This window comes from Nonomuraea rhizosphaerae, from assembly GCF_019396405.1.
GTDB lineage: Bacteria > Actinomycetota > Actinomycetes > Streptosporangiales > Streptosporangiaceae > Nonomuraea > Nonomuraea rhizosphaerae.
Map to the genome: position 1 here is coordinate 40,410 of NZ_JAHKRL010000007.1, position 14,479 is coordinate 54,888.

At 63.3% G+C, this 14,479-nt stretch carries 15 protein-coding genes; 6 read left to right on the top strand and 9 right to left on the bottom strand.

The features are described from left to right. The first annotated feature begins 223 nt into the window (after nucleotides 1-223). The 5 genes from KME77_RS00430 to KME77_RS00450 all read left to right on the top strand — a co-directional run bounded on the left by KME77_RS00430 (nucleotide 224) and on the right by KME77_RS00450 (nucleotide 6,588). Nucleotides 224-1,618, top strand: a complete 1,395-nt coding sequence (locus KME77_RS00430; protein WP_219459999.1) for a hypothetical protein — start codon at nucleotides 224-226, stop codon at nucleotides 1,616-1,618. Nucleotides 1,619-2,227: 609 nt separating this feature from the next. Further along, entirely contained in the window at nucleotides 2,228-2,752 is a 525-nt protein-coding gene (locus KME77_RS00435) for a hypothetical protein (protein ID WP_219460001.1), read from the top strand. Between the two features lie 419 nt (nucleotides 2,753-3,171). Beyond that, complete coding sequence (locus KME77_RS00440) at nucleotides 3,172-4,323, top strand: hypothetical protein (protein ID WP_219460005.1); 1,152 nt, start codon at nucleotides 3,172-3,174, stop codon at nucleotides 4,321-4,323. Next, nucleotides 4,290-4,730, top strand: coding sequence for a hypothetical protein (locus tag KME77_RS00445; protein ID WP_219460007.1), 441 nt, complete (start codon nucleotides 4,290-4,292; stop codon nucleotides 4,728-4,730). The genes KME77_RS00440 and KME77_RS00445 overlap by 34 nt, the downstream gene beginning before the upstream one ends. 919 nt (nucleotides 4,731-5,649) lie before the next feature. Continuing rightward, nucleotides 5,650-6,588 carry a pentapeptide repeat-containing protein gene (locus tag KME77_RS00450; RefSeq protein ID WP_308250478.1) on the top strand — a complete coding sequence of 313 codons (939 nt, stop codon included), beginning with the start codon at nucleotides 5,650-5,652 and terminating at the stop codon, nucleotides 6,586-6,588. 604 nt (nucleotides 6,589-7,192) lie between these two features. Here the strand turns inward: KME77_RS00450 and KME77_RS00455 are convergent. The 8 genes from KME77_RS00455 to KME77_RS00490 form a co-directional block, all read right to left on the bottom strand. Beyond that, complete coding sequence (locus KME77_RS00455; protein WP_219460012.1) at nucleotides 7,193-8,557, bottom strand: tyrosine-type recombinase/integrase; 1,365 nt, start codon at nucleotides 8,555-8,557, stop codon at nucleotides 7,193-7,195. Next, a complete protein-coding gene (locus KME77_RS00460) occupies nucleotides 8,554-8,748 on the bottom strand; it encodes a helix-turn-helix transcriptional regulator (protein ID WP_219460015.1) in 195 nt (64 codons plus the stop codon). The genes KME77_RS00455 and KME77_RS00460 overlap by 4 nt, the downstream gene beginning before the upstream one ends. Beyond that, complete coding sequence (locus KME77_RS00465; protein WP_219460018.1) at nucleotides 8,745-10,076, bottom strand: replication initiator; 1,332 nt, start codon at nucleotides 10,074-10,076, stop codon at nucleotides 8,745-8,747. The genes KME77_RS00460 and KME77_RS00465 overlap by 4 nt, the downstream gene beginning before the upstream one ends. A gap of 253 nt (nucleotides 10,077-10,329) precedes the next feature. After that, on the bottom strand, nucleotides 10,330-10,491 hold the full coding sequence (locus tag KME77_RS00470) for a hypothetical protein (RefSeq protein WP_219460022.1): 162 nt from the start codon (nucleotides 10,489-10,491) through the stop codon (nucleotides 10,330-10,332). Nucleotides 10,492-10,502: 11 nt separating this feature from the next. Continuing rightward, nucleotides 10,503-10,832 (bottom strand): hypothetical protein, encoded by a 330-nt coding sequence (locus KME77_RS00475; protein ID WP_219460025.1) that lies wholly within the window; start codon nucleotides 10,830-10,832, stop codon nucleotides 10,503-10,505. Between the two features lie 8 nt (nucleotides 10,833-10,840). After that, on the bottom strand, nucleotides 10,841-11,551 hold the full coding sequence (locus KME77_RS00480; RefSeq protein ID WP_219460028.1) for a DUF2637 domain-containing protein: 711 nt from the start codon (nucleotides 11,549-11,551) through the stop codon (nucleotides 10,841-10,843). A 23-nt stretch (nucleotides 11,552-11,574) separates the two neighbouring features. Beyond that, entirely contained in the window at nucleotides 11,575-12,909 is a 1,335-nt protein-coding gene (locus tag KME77_RS00485; RefSeq protein WP_308250479.1) for an FtsK/SpoIIIE domain-containing protein, read from the bottom strand. Then, complete coding sequence (locus KME77_RS00490; RefSeq protein WP_219460032.1) at nucleotides 12,902-13,231, bottom strand: SCO3933 family regulatory protein; 330 nt, start codon at nucleotides 13,229-13,231, stop codon at nucleotides 12,902-12,904. Before KME77_RS00490 ends, KME77_RS00485 begins: the two co-directional genes overlap by 8 nt. A gap of 143 nt (nucleotides 13,232-13,374) precedes the next feature. On the opposite strand from KME77_RS00490, the gene KME77_RS00495 reads away from it, so the two are divergent. After that, nucleotides 13,375-13,758, top strand: coding sequence for a GntR family transcriptional regulator (locus tag KME77_RS00495; RefSeq protein ID WP_219460035.1), 384 nt, complete (start codon nucleotides 13,375-13,377; stop codon nucleotides 13,756-13,758). 190 nt (nucleotides 13,759-13,948) lie between these two features. Here the strand turns inward: KME77_RS00495 and KME77_RS00500 are convergent, their stop codons facing one another. After that, a complete protein-coding gene (locus KME77_RS00500; RefSeq protein ID WP_219460038.1) occupies nucleotides 13,949-14,275 on the bottom strand; it encodes a hypothetical protein in 327 nt (108 codons plus the stop codon). Nucleotides 14,276-14,479: the final 204 nt, after the last annotated feature.

Here is a 14,479-nt window from a genome sequence, read left to right on the forward strand (position 1 = left end):
TTGGAGCGAACTCGGAGAGAACCGATACACACCACTAGTATCCGCATTGCTGCAACGGATGTACCCAGAGGCGGAAATTATCGATGGTGCGGGAGGGGACGGCGGTCGCGATGTACAACGCCGTAGCGGCTCCCGCCTCGTCGTCTACCAACTCAAGTACTTTCCCAGCAGGGTCGACTCTCGTAGTGGCCGACGCAATCAGGTAATGAGATCGCTACGCGCAGTGGCGAAGGCGAAACCAGACGAATGGTATCTGGTGGTGCCGACGGATCTCACTCCGTCAGAAATCAAGTGGTTTGATGGCCTCCAAGAGAAATTCCCATTCGTAAAACGCTGGTACGGTAAAGGTTGGCTCAACACTCAGATCGCAAATCATCCCGATCTTCAGCGATATTTTCTAAAAGATCAGAACGCAGAAGTGCTCGACATCCTGCGGGAGATGAATGCCGAGCGCGGCGTATTGGAGGAAGGGATACCAGACCTCGTCAAAAGAGTAGGCATCCTGGCATCTCGAGCATACGATTCGTCTGCCAGCCACTATCTGGGCTTCTCCAGCGGACAGGACGGCATCAGCATAACTGTGTCCCCTAAGGCGGGGGGCGCAAATAACATCGAATTTATTCCCCGGTTCAACATAAAAGGAGACCCAGAGCGAGTCACCTCTGCAATGCAGGAGTTCCAACAAGTCATTGACTACGGCGGCGAAGTGACTCTAGCCGCACCTCAGCTTGCCGATATAACCATCACGGCACCACAAGAACTGGGTATCAGTGGAACCTTTCAGGTGGACTCCATATCATTCAAATCCCTGGAGGACACGACAGGCCTGCCGCTACGCGGCACACTGGCAGTTATAGATGCCTCCGGAAATACACGGCGAATTGTTCACGTCAACTTCGATCGCCGGCAGGCCGGCCAGCGTGGCTTGACACTGCACGGGCAGATCACGGGAAACCTACTACGCGTCCAAACTCGGCTCGATATCCATGAGCGGAAAGGAAAATTGGATATCGAGATATCTCAAGAAGCATTTCAGGCAGCTCCAGCAGTACTGCTACCCGTACTGCAGTTTATCGGCGAACTTCTCGAAGGCCGCGTCTTGCGCATGAAAATTGCGGGCATGGTTTCAGAAACTGTTATCAGAAGTCCCATGTTTCAGGCTCTCCGGCCACGGGTCGCCGTGGTAGAGGATCTTGCATATATCCAAAATAAGCTCGGGCTCTACTTTCCGATGCCTGAGCCGTTGGAAAGTGGCGATTTCCACGCCATAAGAAACACCCGCAAGCTTCTTTCTGGAGAAGGCGTTAGCATGGGCCGCGGGCCGATTCGGGCCCATATACATCGTCACCGGCTACAAAACTTCCTTAGCATGATCAACAAGGGTGGCATGCTATATGTGGAATCTGAAAATATCAGATTCCTCTTGGCGGACCAAGAGTTCAATCTCGGTCCGGGCTACTATGTCTGCCCTCACGTAGAGCTCGGAAACAGAAGGCAACTGCTTGCCATCGCGAGGCTCGGCGGTAACGGAGAGAACCCTGAAGCCGTCTTCGAGCTGGCCGACGACCATGTGATCAAACTCAAGCTTGGGACTCGGCAGGACCTTGCACCGGAGTAGCCCGAACACGCGCAATCATCCGTTGGACTCACGGACGATCTTCCATCGCCCGAATCGACCTCCAGCAGATGCCTTGATCGTTCCCAATCCCTTCCCAGCATCGGTCACATAGCACAGCATCTATTGCATCGCTGCAGGTAGACAGCATGACTAGACCTTGCAGCCCATCGGACTCCTAAAGCGGGTGCCGCAGGTTCGAATCCTGCCGGGGGCACGCATCTCCACCAGGCATTTCAGCCTCCGACCTGCGGTTTCCTGCCGCAGGTCTTTTGCTTTCCAGTCCCCTGGATGGGTCGCCGAGGGCACCCCTATGCAGCCGTAGGACCATGATCACGGGATATGCACGGGATGATCTTGTTAGCATTTCCCCAGGTCACTGGCAGACCTGTGAACCAGACCGACGCTGACAGACGTCCCCGCCGAGTGGCCTGTACAGGCTCTCCACGACCCAACAGGACGGTCACTGCGAATCGGCCTGGCGCGGACGCCATAGAACGGCGATGTTAGATACGCCGGGCTACGAAGCCGGAAGCAAGACACTTCGACATGTTCTTGCGCTCGGTGTAGCAGTCTCCGGAGCGAACGCGCGGACCTTGACCAGGAGGTCGTGTGGACAGCACAGTGTGGGTCGCGATCTTGACGGGTGGGACTGCAGTTCTAACAGGATGGGTGACCAGCCTGGGGAACGCTCGCACAGCACGGATCCAGGCCCAGGCCTCCGCGAAGGCTCAGCATCATGCTCAGATCCGTGAGGCACGTCGAACGGCCTACCTCGAGTTCTTGGAGCAGGCCCATATCACAGGCGAGCACTACTTCAGGCTAGATGACATCTACATGCAGTTAACGCGGCCGGACGAGCAGTTGGAGAAGCTTGAAGACTTACGCACCGCCCTTCGGGACGCCTATGACCCTCTGGCTCGATGCGCCAGAGTAGTTGTCCTCGAAGCACCAGAAGCCGTCGCCGCAGGAGCGGAAGCCGTCGTGCAAGCGGCCTCGAATGCGAACTCGGCCCTGCGGGGTATCGCGCAAGGCACCCCTGAAGGACGTTCGCGCTTCGACGCAGCCCGCCAGACATACCGTGACCAGCTGCAAATCTTCATTGAAACGGCCCGCGCGACCTTAGGGAGCCCATAGCGAGTCGTACCTGGAACACTGCTACCCACGCAGGGCGCCCCTGGAGCGGGACCCATCGCACCATCAGACACTTCGGACCAATCCCGACGATTCGGTTGCCGTGCTTTGCGGAACGAAGTCCAATGGACTGGCATCTTGGTCACTAGCTTGATCGCCACACCTCAAGGAGTCATGGATGACCCGGGAGCAAGTGGAACAGGCCTTACGCCGAGCCGAGGAGCTGACCGATCAAGCCAGGCCCAGCCTCGATCGCGCGGTGACGCTGATGGCGCAGAACGTCTGGACTGGACCGGCCGCTCAGCGCTTCGCAGAGGAACTGGTGGCTCAGCGCCAATTGCTGCTCAGAGCATGCACGGGAGCTGTAGACGAACTGCGGGCTTTGTTAGCCCGTACGCCCGCAGACAGTACTCGCTAGGGCCATGGCCCAGTTGGAGGGCATGGTCCCCGATGGAGTCCGAAGCCTTAACGACACGTTGCGCCAAGCCGAAACCTCGCTGGACTCCATAGGCGAAGAGTTATGGGCACTGCTGTCGAGGGCCTGGTTACTGCCCTCCTCGGCCGACATAATTCGCCAGGTGGCGGCGTGGGCTGGCGACCAGGGCCCTGAGATCAACAAGCGGCTGTTGCTCCTGGAGCGAATGGAGTTGGCCAAACCGGAGCTGTTCGGTGCGGGGAAGCCGCCGATCTCTGTGGACGACTCGTTGTTCGTTCCTGGGGCGGTACTGCCTTTGGCGGGCAATGTCTGGGATCGCATCGGTCAGCAGATCCAGGCCACCCTTGACCCTAGTCTGAACTCCGGGGATCCGCTGACGGAACAGGTCAAGGGTGCAGTGGAAGGCGTCGCCGGACTCGGGAAGCTAGTGGTCGACGTCTCCCCCAACCGTATGATCATCGACCACATGGGGTGGCAGCGCAGCTTGAGCGACCTCAGCCGAGCGTTGGTAGCCGGAGCCAAGAATCCGGGCGAGTTCGCCAAGTCGGTGCTGGACTGGGATACCTGGACCTCCAACCCTGACCGAGCCTTCGGCCGACTGATCCCCGACATCATGGCGGCTGTCACGTCGGCCGGTTCCAGCAGCGTGGCGTCAGGCGGGTCAAAGGTTGCCGGGGCCCTGCGGAAGGCCGCCGAGGCTGTGAAGGCCAAGCCGCCGGCCAAGCCGTCACCGTTGACCTTGGGCAAGCACTTCGGCCGCAAGGAGAAGGAAATCCCTCCGCTGTTCCGTGGAGACGGGCGGCCAACAGATGAGATCTTCCAGGATGGGATGACGGCTCGCAGTCCCGACATGAGCCTCGAAGAGCATCTCGGTGGAGGGAATGGCCTTATCGGTGCATCAAAGATCAAGGATGTGGCGAGGGGATTCGCCATTCAACACAGGGGATATATTTATGAGATCGAGGACCGAGGTAATAGCATACGCGTGAAGTACCCGCCCGGCTACGGACACCTCGCGGGCGAGAGAGAGTTCGTGTTCACGAGGATCGAGCCATCACAGGTCCGAGGCGCCTGGAAGCCCGGAAAACTCGGAAAGCCAGATATATGGATTCCCAATCCCAACTTCAAACCGAAGTGATAACGCATGGGCTCGAACTGGTCAGCCTTGCCGACGAAAGCCGTTTGCCGTGTCGCGTCACAACGCAGATTTTGGGTGAGGTGTGCGAGCTACGGCTTGATTGGACGGGCGTGTCGCCCATCATCCTGCGGTCGTCAGTTGATTTCGAAGACACGCTGCGCGAACTGCGAGCAACGCTGGAGCAACAAGGATTTCTCCTGTTGTGTAACAGATTCCGCCGCAATGCTTTCGTCTCCTCGATGTCACGCCAGATGAGTGATGGCCTGGGATGTTATCTGGTAACCGCACATAGGCCCGTATCCCCCGACCAGATCGTTAATTGCCTCGCCCCAGCTCCGAGAGAATCCGTTGTCCTCGCCGAAGAAAACGCGAAGTATATCGAGGAGTGGATCGCCGGATTCGATTGATCACTCCAACATCTTTCGGCAAGCATAGTTACGCATCTGGAATTGAGGACGAGAGGGCGGGAATAGCTCGTCACATTTCGCGGCCACCAATGACGAAGCGATGTGCTCTGCACGATTGCTTCAGGTCTTTCTTGGACGCGCCACTGGGATAGCTGTTTTCCTACGCGGTACCGTCGCAACGTTCCGATGAGTCTGATGCGGAAGATTTAACACATTCGGCTGGCGATGCTTCTCTCGCCGCACCGCTTTGTTCTTCGGTGCCTGGAGCTCTGAACTGGGCGCCGCGGAGGGCATCGCCTGGAGCGGGAGTGTGGATGCCAGCGGCGAAATCTGCGCCACCGGGCGTTCTGCAACGCTGGGGAGAGACATCGGCGTCGAGGGTGCCCTCGTCGGCGCCGAATCGCTGCCAGCGTTCCATGCACTCGACCAGACGCCCAAGCCAACGCAGACAGCGAAGCTGACGATGAGCGTTGGCCGGGTTAGTACTCCAGCGACACTTCGCGATCTTGAGAGGTTGGCGTCACATGGCGATGGTCGGGTCATCATGCGATGACAGATTCTCGTCTCAACACCCACGGCCGCACGCTCCAATAATGATATGACGGCCACAATCTCCAGGGTTCTACGTGCGGCTGTGCTCATAGCCTGCGCCGCCGTTGCGGCCCTGGCATGCGCCCGCACCTCACCACTTGCCGCGCCAGCAGGTTCACCGCCGGGGTCCGCGCACGACCCGCCACCGAATCACCAGCCAACTTCTTTAGCGCCGCCACGGCGCACGCGTCGATTACTCCGCTCGCTCGGCCTAATCCTGTTCCTGGTCATCATCGCCGCGGCAACCCAGAGCGCTCTCAACCCCCTTCTCCCGGCCTGGGGGCGCTGGACGGCCGGCGGCCTGGCCATGGCCGCCACGACTTGTCTTGTGATCGGGCTACTGATCGGCCCCGCCGCCCGCTACCTGTCCGGCGAACGCACCCCGATCACTGACACTGAGCGTCGGCAGATGACTGCCACCGAGCGTATCGAAGCACTCAACGCCGCCCGCCATACCCTGATTCAGGCGGCCACCGGTCTCGTCGTCATCGGCGGTGTCGCCTTCACCGCCCTCGGTCTGTGGTATACCGCCCGTACGGTCGAGACCGCTCAGGAAGGCCAGATCACCGACCGCTACACCAAAGCGGTGGAACAACTCGGCCACGCCCGACAGGACGTGCGCTTGGGTGGCATTTACGCGCTCCAGCGTCTGGCCGACGACTCTCCCCGTGACAAAGACACCATCCGCAACGTGCTGTCCGCGTACGTCCGCAGCCATGATTCCTGCACCGTGCGACCTGAGCAGAAGAAGCCTCCCCGCGTGTGCGCTTCAGAGGCTAAGGAACTGCGCATACCTGAAGCGAGTATCACGCCGGGAGCGGACGTCATTGCAGCGCTCTCCATCGCCTCAGATTTGGGCTCTCGCACGGCTGCCGCTGATCTCTCCAGGGTGCGATTCCCCACCACAATCCTAAGATCCACACGCATGCCCCATGCGTACCTGGTCAGTGCGGACCTACGGGGCGCGGACCTGGTCGACGCAGACCTACGCGGCGTAAACCTGCGTGGAGCGAACCTGCGTAGCGCAGGCCTGGCCAGCGCGGACCTGCGTGGCACGGATCTGCGCGCCGCCTACCTGAGGGACGCAGACCTGGGTGGCGCGGACCTGCGTGGCGCGAACCTTCGTGGTGCGAATCTGAGCGGTGCGGCCCTGGGCAGCGCGGACCCACGTGGCGCTGACCTGCGGGCTGTTCTTGGCAAGACTGAGCAGGAGATACGTGAGGCAGCCGTGGTCGATTCGAACACGCTGATTGATCCACTGCTGTGACATGACGGGTGCTCCTGCTGACCACGGGTTGTCCGGTGCCAGAACTGATGCAGGGGGTCTGACCTGGTCTTCTAGTACTCCAGTGACACATCGCGATCATGGGTCGGATCTGTGCTGGTAGTGGCAGTGCCGGGCTGTGGCCTGGTGGCGTCGGCGCCAGTACGACCAGCGCAGGACGTCCGTGACGGAGCGGTGCCGGGTCAGCACGAGCACGGCGTGATCACGCGGTGGCCGTGGCCATGTGACACCGACCTCTCAAGATCGCGAAGTGTCACTGGAGTATTAGGCGATCCCAGCCTCGAAGAGGGGACTGCTGCGGGGGGACTGGAGTTGCGTACCTTCGCTAACCGAGGGCGTCAGATGTGCTGGGGAACCGCGACTGGTCTCGGAGGGGCAGTCTGTAAGGTGGGCGCCTCAGCGGACGCCATTCGCCGGAAGAAGGTGCGGAGCGGTTCTGATCGTTCTGCATAGGCCCTCCTCTCATCGCCCGGTCATCCCAGAGTGACGCAGTGTGACAGCGCTTGGCGGGAACGACGGGCATACTGAGCAGCACGAAGTGACTACGGCCCCGGTCATGCCGGGGCCGTAGTTGGGTGAACGGGAGTTATTCGCTCAAGGCGTCGTTGATCTTGCCGTTGATCTGTTCCTGCTGGCCGTCCATGCACTTGGCGTACACCCGCAGCAGGACGTCCACGCTGTGGCCGGCGCGCTTCGCGACTTCGACAGCCGGGACGCCCGCGTTCAGCCAGAGCGAGACTGCCGCATGGCGCAGGTCGTACGGTCGAGCGGCCAGCGACGACGCGATCTGTGCCGGGCTGAGGGCGAGCTTGCGGGTTTCCTGCCAGACGTAGGAGTGCGCTGAGCTGGAGTAGGTGCCGCCGGTGCCCGTGCTGAAGATTCTGCCGTCCTTGGCGGTCCCATAAGTGGTGATGTGCTCGCGGAGCATAGCGACCAGGACGGGTGGGATGGGGATCTCTCGTGTCTCCTTGTCCGCGCGGTGCTTCAGGCTGCGCGACTCGTGGGTCTCACCGGAGTTGGTCCAGCGCTTCGTTCCTTGGGGGCGAGCCTTCTCCAGAACGATCAGGCCCCAGCCTGACGCCGGCAAGGTGCAGTTCCTCAGGCGTAGGTCAGCCGCTTCCTCCGGCCTGAGCGCGGCGTAGTACATGCACGCGAACAGTGCTTGAAGCCGTGCGCCTCGCTTGCGCCCCACCTGGGGCACGGCGTCGAGGAGCTGCCTCGCTTGGGCCGGGTTGACCACCGTACGAGGATCAACAGCGGTCACGGCTCTGGGTACCGTCCACTTGATCCCGTCCAGTGGGTTGCTGCTGAACACCTTTTGCTCCACCGCGTGTTCCAGGAGGTGATGTAGGACGGCGCGCTTACGCCGTACCGTGTTCGCTCCTGCCGGAGTACCGGCGAAGGTGGCCGAGACAGCGTCGAGGGCCCTGCGAAGTACGTACGCCTCTCCCAGTTCCGACAGCGGGAGTGACGCCCTCTCCAACCAGCTCAAAGCCGCAGCTTGGGACGAGGTAAGGTCAGCGCGCCTCCCTTCAGGGAGAAGGACGTGAATCTTGAGGACCTCGCGCAGTTCTTCCATGGCGGGACGGCGAGGCGCGTCGGCCACCAGGACGGGGACCAGCGTCAGGAGCGCGTACGCGTCGGTCTCACGGGTCCGGGCAGCCGAGGTGTTCCAGCGTCCGAGTACGTATGCCTGGGCGAATTGCAGGAATGAAGGCCCACAGGATTCGGGGGCAAGCATTGACACCGGAAGGCCGGTGGCAACGTCGAACTCCTCCCCTGCCTTGGCTGCCTGCCTCAGGTCGGACATGAAGGCGTTGGCCAGTCCCTTGGTACGGAAACTTTTCGAGCGCTCCTTGCCAGCGACCCTCCATCGAGCGACGTAGGAGGAGGTGCCGCAGTTGGTGCGCTGCTGGATCTGGCTGAACCTCACGTCGTAAGTGGTCTTCACTTCGCCTCCCGTCGTGTGTTGAGCCAGGTCATGAGGTCGCTTCGCCAGACGCGGAGTTCGAGGTTGGGTAGTTGGATGCAAACCGGCGCGCGGCCGAGTTCGCGCCAGCGGTAGAAGGTGCGGCGGGAGACCCCGCCCAGTTCGGCGAGGACCTGCGGAACAGTCAGCAACTCGTCGCTTCTGCTGCTCATCGAGGATCACCGCCAGGGCTTGGGAGGCGGACGCCGGTGAGCGCTGCCGCGAGGAGTTGTTCACCCGCGGAGAGGCCCTGTCCGGCGTACTGCCAGTGGGCGATGACGAGGACCGTGTCCTCCTCGAAGAGCGGCAGTCGGCCGGTGGTGATCGCTTCGGCGCGAATGTGTTCCTCGCGGGCGGCGCGCAGGGCGCCGAGGGTGGTGGAGTAGCGGCGACTCTTGGTGGAGAAGTGGCCACGGAAGCCGAGCATGTGAGCCCAGTGAGTCAGCCGGAGATTGGCAAGGTCGGGATGGCGACCGAGGCGCATGCAGGCGGCGATAAGTCTCCGAGCGTGATCGCGCACCGGTAGGGCGTCGAGGTTGTCGAGAGGCTGAATACGCCGGTCGAGGGTGCCGGTGCATTCGGCGGCTTTGGTGGCGTACTTGGAGATGTAGGCGGCGACGGCTTGTTCGGTGAGTTCGCCGTCCATGGCGATGCGGCGGACGTCGAGCTGTGTGCCCCACCAGAAGGTACGGCCGAGGGGCTTTACCTCCGCCGTCACAGCTGCGGCCGCATGTCGGACGGCTTGTTCCAGGGCGTCGGCGGTGGCCCAGGCGGGTGGTGGTGAGTTGGGTCCATCAGGTCCGTCGAGGCGGATGACTGCGTGGAAGTGGACGACGCCGCGCCGCTGATACTCGGCCACCTTGGCGAAGCCGATGCTGGCTTGCTCACGAAGCGCCTTGAGCGTCAGGCCGGAGAGCTTGGCGAAGCGTCGGCGAAGGGCCAGGGTGAAGCGGCGCCACAGCTCAGGGCTGAGGGCGTTGAACAGAACTGAACCGTCGTAGTCGTAGCAGTCGGGGCACAACGGTTCGCCGAGCCGGGGATCGTCGGCGCTGTGCCGGTTGGCGCAGGACATGACCTGTCCGTGCGGGCAGGTCTCAGCGTCGCGGCGGGCATGGCAGGGCAGGACCTTGCCGTTCTTCTCTCGCCGTACGTGCACGGCCCCGAAGGACGGTGCGGTAAGGGTGACGAACAGGCACGGGTGGCTGCTGACGGTCTCGGGTACGCCCTTGCCGCCGACGAGGCCGGCGCGGACGAGTTGGTAGGTGTCGGCGCGGTAGATCTCGGCGCAGGCGGGGCAGCGGGAGGCGCGGCGGGTCTTGCAGGGAACGCGCAGGATGCCGTCGGGCTCGTGGTTGGTGCTGTAGCGGTGGAGCAATTGGCCGTTGGCCTGGTCATAGTGTTCGACCTTGCCACGCAGGTGGATGGGCTGACGGCAGCCGCCGGTGCGCTTGATCTGGCTGGCCCAGCGGTCATAGTTCGGGTCGTTCAGTCGGGAGATCATCCCGGCTACGGCATGGCTGTGAGCAGGGTGGGGCAAGATGGATCCGTCCTGTCCGGATGTGATCTGGAGTGGGATGGCCCCTCACCTGGCGCGGAACTTGGCGGTTGTGTGGCCAGGTGAGGGGATCTCGGCTATGCGCCGTGGTTGTCGATGCCGCTGCCGTGACAGTCGCGGCAGGTGTTGCCGTCTTGGTCGACTCCGGTGGCGTTGCAGGTGCAGCAGCAGTAGTGCGCGATCGGGACGCTCATGGTGATCACCGGTTGTCGCGCGGGTCGATGCGGACGTAGACGCGGTACCGACGCGGGTGAGCGCGGTCGGGAAACGCTCTCGACACCGCGGTGACGGTGAAAACCTCGCGCAGGTGGATCAGGCCGAGCGTGATCTCCGCACGATTGCCTTCGAGGCGGATGCGCATTTGATGGGCTCCTAAGTGGCGTCAGGCTCGATGCAGCCGTGGTAGCTGCTCTCGGCGTCATGGCGGGCGCGGGCGGCGGCGAGGATGGCCACGGCCCGGTATTCGACGGGGCCGAAGTGGACGGAGGTCGTGTAGTGGCCGTACGGCGAGTCCGCGAATTCGATCCCCGAACCGATCTGAGCGGCGATCTCGTCGATCTCGGCGCGCAGGTCCTCGTCGCTCGCGGGCTTCGGGAAGTGATGGAGTACGACCCTGGACGAGGCCGGCACGTTGGGGTGGGTTTCCAGGAAGACGGCCAGGTGGAGCAGGCCGTTGATGAGTGCTCTGCGGTGGTCGCTCATGGCGCTCCTCATGAGGGTTCTGGTGTGGTTCGCAGGGTGCGGAGCAGGTCGGAGGCGAGTTGGTTGGACACGCCCAGGCGGGCGCGCAGCAGGTCGCGAGTGATGGGCTTGCCGTGCTTGGTCTGGTGTTCGGCGGCGACGCGCTGGGCGTAGTCGATGAGTGCCGGGTCAGGTGCGGGTCCGGCGTCCTGGTCGTCCTCGCTCTTGTCCTCATCGGCGGGGACGAGGGCAGGACGGTCCTCATAGGGGACGGCTTGGGGACCTTCGGGGACGGACGGGGACGCCGCAGTCCAGGACGGGGACGACTGGAGGACGTCCGGGGACGGTTCGGTACGGGTGGCGGTGGCGCGGCGTTCGAGCATGGAGACCGCTACGAGGAAGGCGCCGGCCGGGGTGGCGGCGGTGATCCAGCCCCACATGGTCGGGGCGGCTTGTTGCAGGTTCGCGGCCAGGGACAGGACGATGCCGCCGGTCAGGACGAGGACAGGCCAGGAGATCGGGCCGCGCCGAGCTTTGCCGGTCTTCTTGTCGCGTTGGCGTTCACGGGCGGCCATGACGCAGGTCAGGTCGATGCAGACCGCGATGGCCCAGGCCATCCAGCCGTGCTGGCCGTTCTCGGTGGCGGTGTCGCGGATGTGGGTGAACGAGCCCGCGCCCGCGATGAGCGCCAGGACCAGGACGGGGCCGGTGTCGAGCAGCCAGGCGGCGAAGCGGCGCATCTCGTTCCTCCTCTCGGTTCGGGTCAGGCGGTCTGGGAGTCGGGCGTCTCATGAGGTTGTGCGGTCATGACCTCGGCCCAGGCGGGGGCGCGGTCGGCGTAGATGTGGGCGGCGTGTTCAGCGGCTTGTTCGCTGACGTAGAAGGAGCGGGCGCGGTACCACTGGCCGTCTTGGCTGGCGACGATGGCGACGCCGGGTGTTTCGGCGGCGATGGTGCGGGCGGAGTCGAGGGCGGCGGGGTCGAGGTCGCCGAGGGTCATGGTGGCGGTTTCGGGGTCGTTGACGCGGTGGCAGATCCGTCCCGAGCATTGGGCGCGCAGGGCGGTGACTCCGGGACCGAGGTCAGAGCCGATGCGCTGACCGCAGCAGAACAGATAGATGCCGAACGCCCGGCCGAGCTGTGCGACCCTGAGCAGTGCGGTGGAGGTCTTGGCGATCTCGTCCTTCTCGCTCTTGTCGGCCATCAGGTACAGCTCGGCCAACTCGTCCACCAGCACCACGACCGGGACGGGCCGCATGGTGGGCGGGAGCTGCCAGATGTTGCGGGCCGAGGCCATCCGGCACACGCCCATCCGATCCGTCATGAGCGCCACCAGGTCATCCAGCAGCCCGCCGCATTCGGCGCGACTGGTGGCCAACGCGGACAACCGTGGGCTGTACGGGGTGAACTCGACTCCACCCTTGAGGTCGAAGCCGACCAGGGCGACCGGTTGCGGGGCCAGGCCGACGATGAGCGCGTTGGCGAGATTGGACTTGCCTGATTGGGTGGCTCCGGCGTTCAGCCAGTGCGGCACGGTGCGGAAGTCGACGACCCACGGCTTGCCGGTCTCCAGCCGTCCCACGGTGACCTTGAGCAGTTCGGTGGAGGGTGGCAGGTCATCGACCTTGACCAGTGGGTCGCGGATGGTGACCGCGAGCCGGATCCGGCCGGGCTTGTCGGAGGAGACGCGTACGGCGTGCACGCCCCAGGAGTGAGCGAGGCGTTCGGCGACGTCGGCGTAGTCGGCCGGGATCTGTCCTTCCAGCGTGTGCAGGGTGACGCGCCAGCCGTAGCGGGTCGGCAGCGGCAGCCACATGAACGGCTTGGTGTCCACGGCGATGCGCTGGAACTTGCGCTTGACGCGGACGACGCCGGTCGAGGCGATCATTCCGGGGACGGTGGTGAACCAGAAGCGCTGCCGCTTCTTGGTCAGGTTGCAGCCGAGCGCGACCTTGCGCCAGGTGGCGCGGACACTGATCGCGGTCAGCGGGAAGCCGACGAGGAGCCAGAACGATGGATAGTGCCAGCGGCGCCAGGCCCACAGCCCGGCCACGAGGGCGGCCAGGACTGCGAGCATCGTGGAGAACTGGTCATACACCGGCGGCCTCCTGCAGCGGCAGCAGGGCGGTGGCCCGGTAGGCGATCCCCCACCGGCCGGAGATCTCCCAGACGTAGCCGAGCAGCCCGACCACGTTGACGGAGTCGCCGGCCTTGATGGGCGGCTCACCGGTGATACCGATCTTGACGAGCTCGATCCGGCCGAACTCGTCCTCCACCGACACGGTCACCTCGAAGACCGTGTTGCCGTTCTTGTCGGTCTTGATCTCGCCGGTGTCCTTGTTGAGCAGGCGCGGCTTGGGCGCCTTCACGCAGGTGACGATGAGCTTGCTGGTGTCGACAGGGATAGGAACGGTGCGCATGGGGCTGGTCTCCCTTGAAGTGTTGTCCTAGCTATAAAGATACCTAGATATCTAGCTCTGTAAACCCAGAACAGTGAAGTTGGATCGAGATTCCTTACAAGTTGCCCAGAGACCTAGGCATCTAGAACCGCTACTGTGGAGCTATGGCATCCACTGACCGGCGCCGGCCGTACCTGAGGATCGCCGAGGACATCCGGCGCGACATCGCATCGGGCCGGTACGCGGTCGGCGAGCGCCTCCCCGTAGCCCGCGAACTAGCGGAACAGTATGGCGTTGCCATGATGACCATCGGCAACGCCCTAGCCGTCCTGCGCGACGAGGGCCTCATCGAGACCCGCCAGGGGGCGGGCAGCTTCGTCAGCCGGGCACCCGACGACGAGACCGCCGGCCCCGCCCCAGGCGAGCACAGCGAAGAATTCCGCATCATCTCCGAGCAACTACGCGAGATACGCCAGCACATGCAGAAGCTGACGATCAGGCTGGACGAGCTCGACGATCGGACGCGTCCTGATCAAGCTGAGAAGTGATCCTGATCGCGCGCCGTTGGAGTTCGGCCAGGTCGGCCGTGATCTCCGCCAGTTCGCGTAGCAAGACCTGTCGTTCGATCTCACTGAGACCCACGAGTACTGCCCCATTCGTGTAGGCAGGACGCCGAAACGCCCCGGGTTACCTGACGGGTGGGGAGCCAATGCGCGAATAGGCCCACCGTTTCTGTGATCAGAGCAGCCGCATGACCTGGGCAAGGTTGAGGATCTCGCGCTGGCGATGCAACCGCGAACTGCCTCGCAGGTCACGCACGATGTTGCGCACCAGCGGCCGATTTCGGACATGCTGAGGAGCGATCCGGTCAGCACGCAGCAGAGCATCCGCCGCTTCGTTGTCCTTCCTGTTCATGTGATAGCCCGCGGCGGTGCAGGTCCAGTAGTGCGCCTGCCGCTCCGACGAACCGATCTGGGCGATCTCGACATGTTCGGCGCGAGTGATGACATCGCGTGGCCGGCCCAGCTCCATGCTGACCTCGACGGCATGGATCGTCGTGTTCACCCGGTTGAATTGCGTCTGGAAGACGTTGCCGTCTCGCGGCAGATCCTCGGCGACGCGACGCGCCTCCCCCAGATGACTTTGGGTGTAGCTCTTCCTCAGTGAGTGTCTGAGCTGGGCTTTTGTGGTCGTGACTGTTTAGTCCGAGAACCGCCTTCTACTGTGAGTGCAGACGGTGAGGTGGTGGTGACGGTGGGCTCGTTGCTG

Excerpts from the sequence above, each read along its gene's own strand:
- KME77_RS00460 (WP_219460015.1), bottom strand. The coding sequence starts at position 8,748 with ATGAGCAGCAGAAGCGACGAGTTGCTGACTGTTCCGCAGGTCCTCGCC.
- KME77_RS00480 (WP_219460028.1), bottom strand. The coding sequence starts at position 11,551 with ATGCGCCGCTTCGCCGCCTGGCTGCTCGACACCGGCCCCGTCCTGGTC.
- KME77_RS00465 (WP_219460018.1), bottom strand. The coding sequence starts at position 10,076 with ATGATCTCCCGACTGAACGACCCGAACTATGACCGCTGGGCCAGCCAG.
- KME77_RS00495 (WP_219460035.1), top strand. The coding sequence starts at position 13,375 with ATGGCATCCACTGACCGGCGCCGGCCGTACCTGAGGATCGCCGAGGAC.
- KME77_RS00470 (WP_219460022.1), bottom strand. The coding sequence starts at position 10,491 with ATGCGCATCCGCCTCGAAGGCAATCGTGCGGAGATCACGCTCGGCCTG.
- KME77_RS00490 (WP_219460032.1), bottom strand. The coding sequence starts at position 13,231 with ATGCGCACCGTTCCTATCCCTGTCGACACCAGCAAGCTCATCGTCACC.
- KME77_RS00475 (WP_219460025.1), bottom strand. The coding sequence starts at position 10,832 with ATGAGCGACCACCGCAGAGCACTCATCAACGGCCTGCTCCACCTGGCC.
- KME77_RS00440 (WP_219460005.1), top strand. The coding sequence starts at position 3,172 with ATGGCCCAGTTGGAGGGCATGGTCCCCGATGGAGTCCGAAGCCTTAAC.
- KME77_RS00445 (WP_219460007.1), top strand. The coding sequence starts at position 4,290 with ATGGATTCCCAATCCCAACTTCAAACCGAAGTGATAACGCATGGGCTC.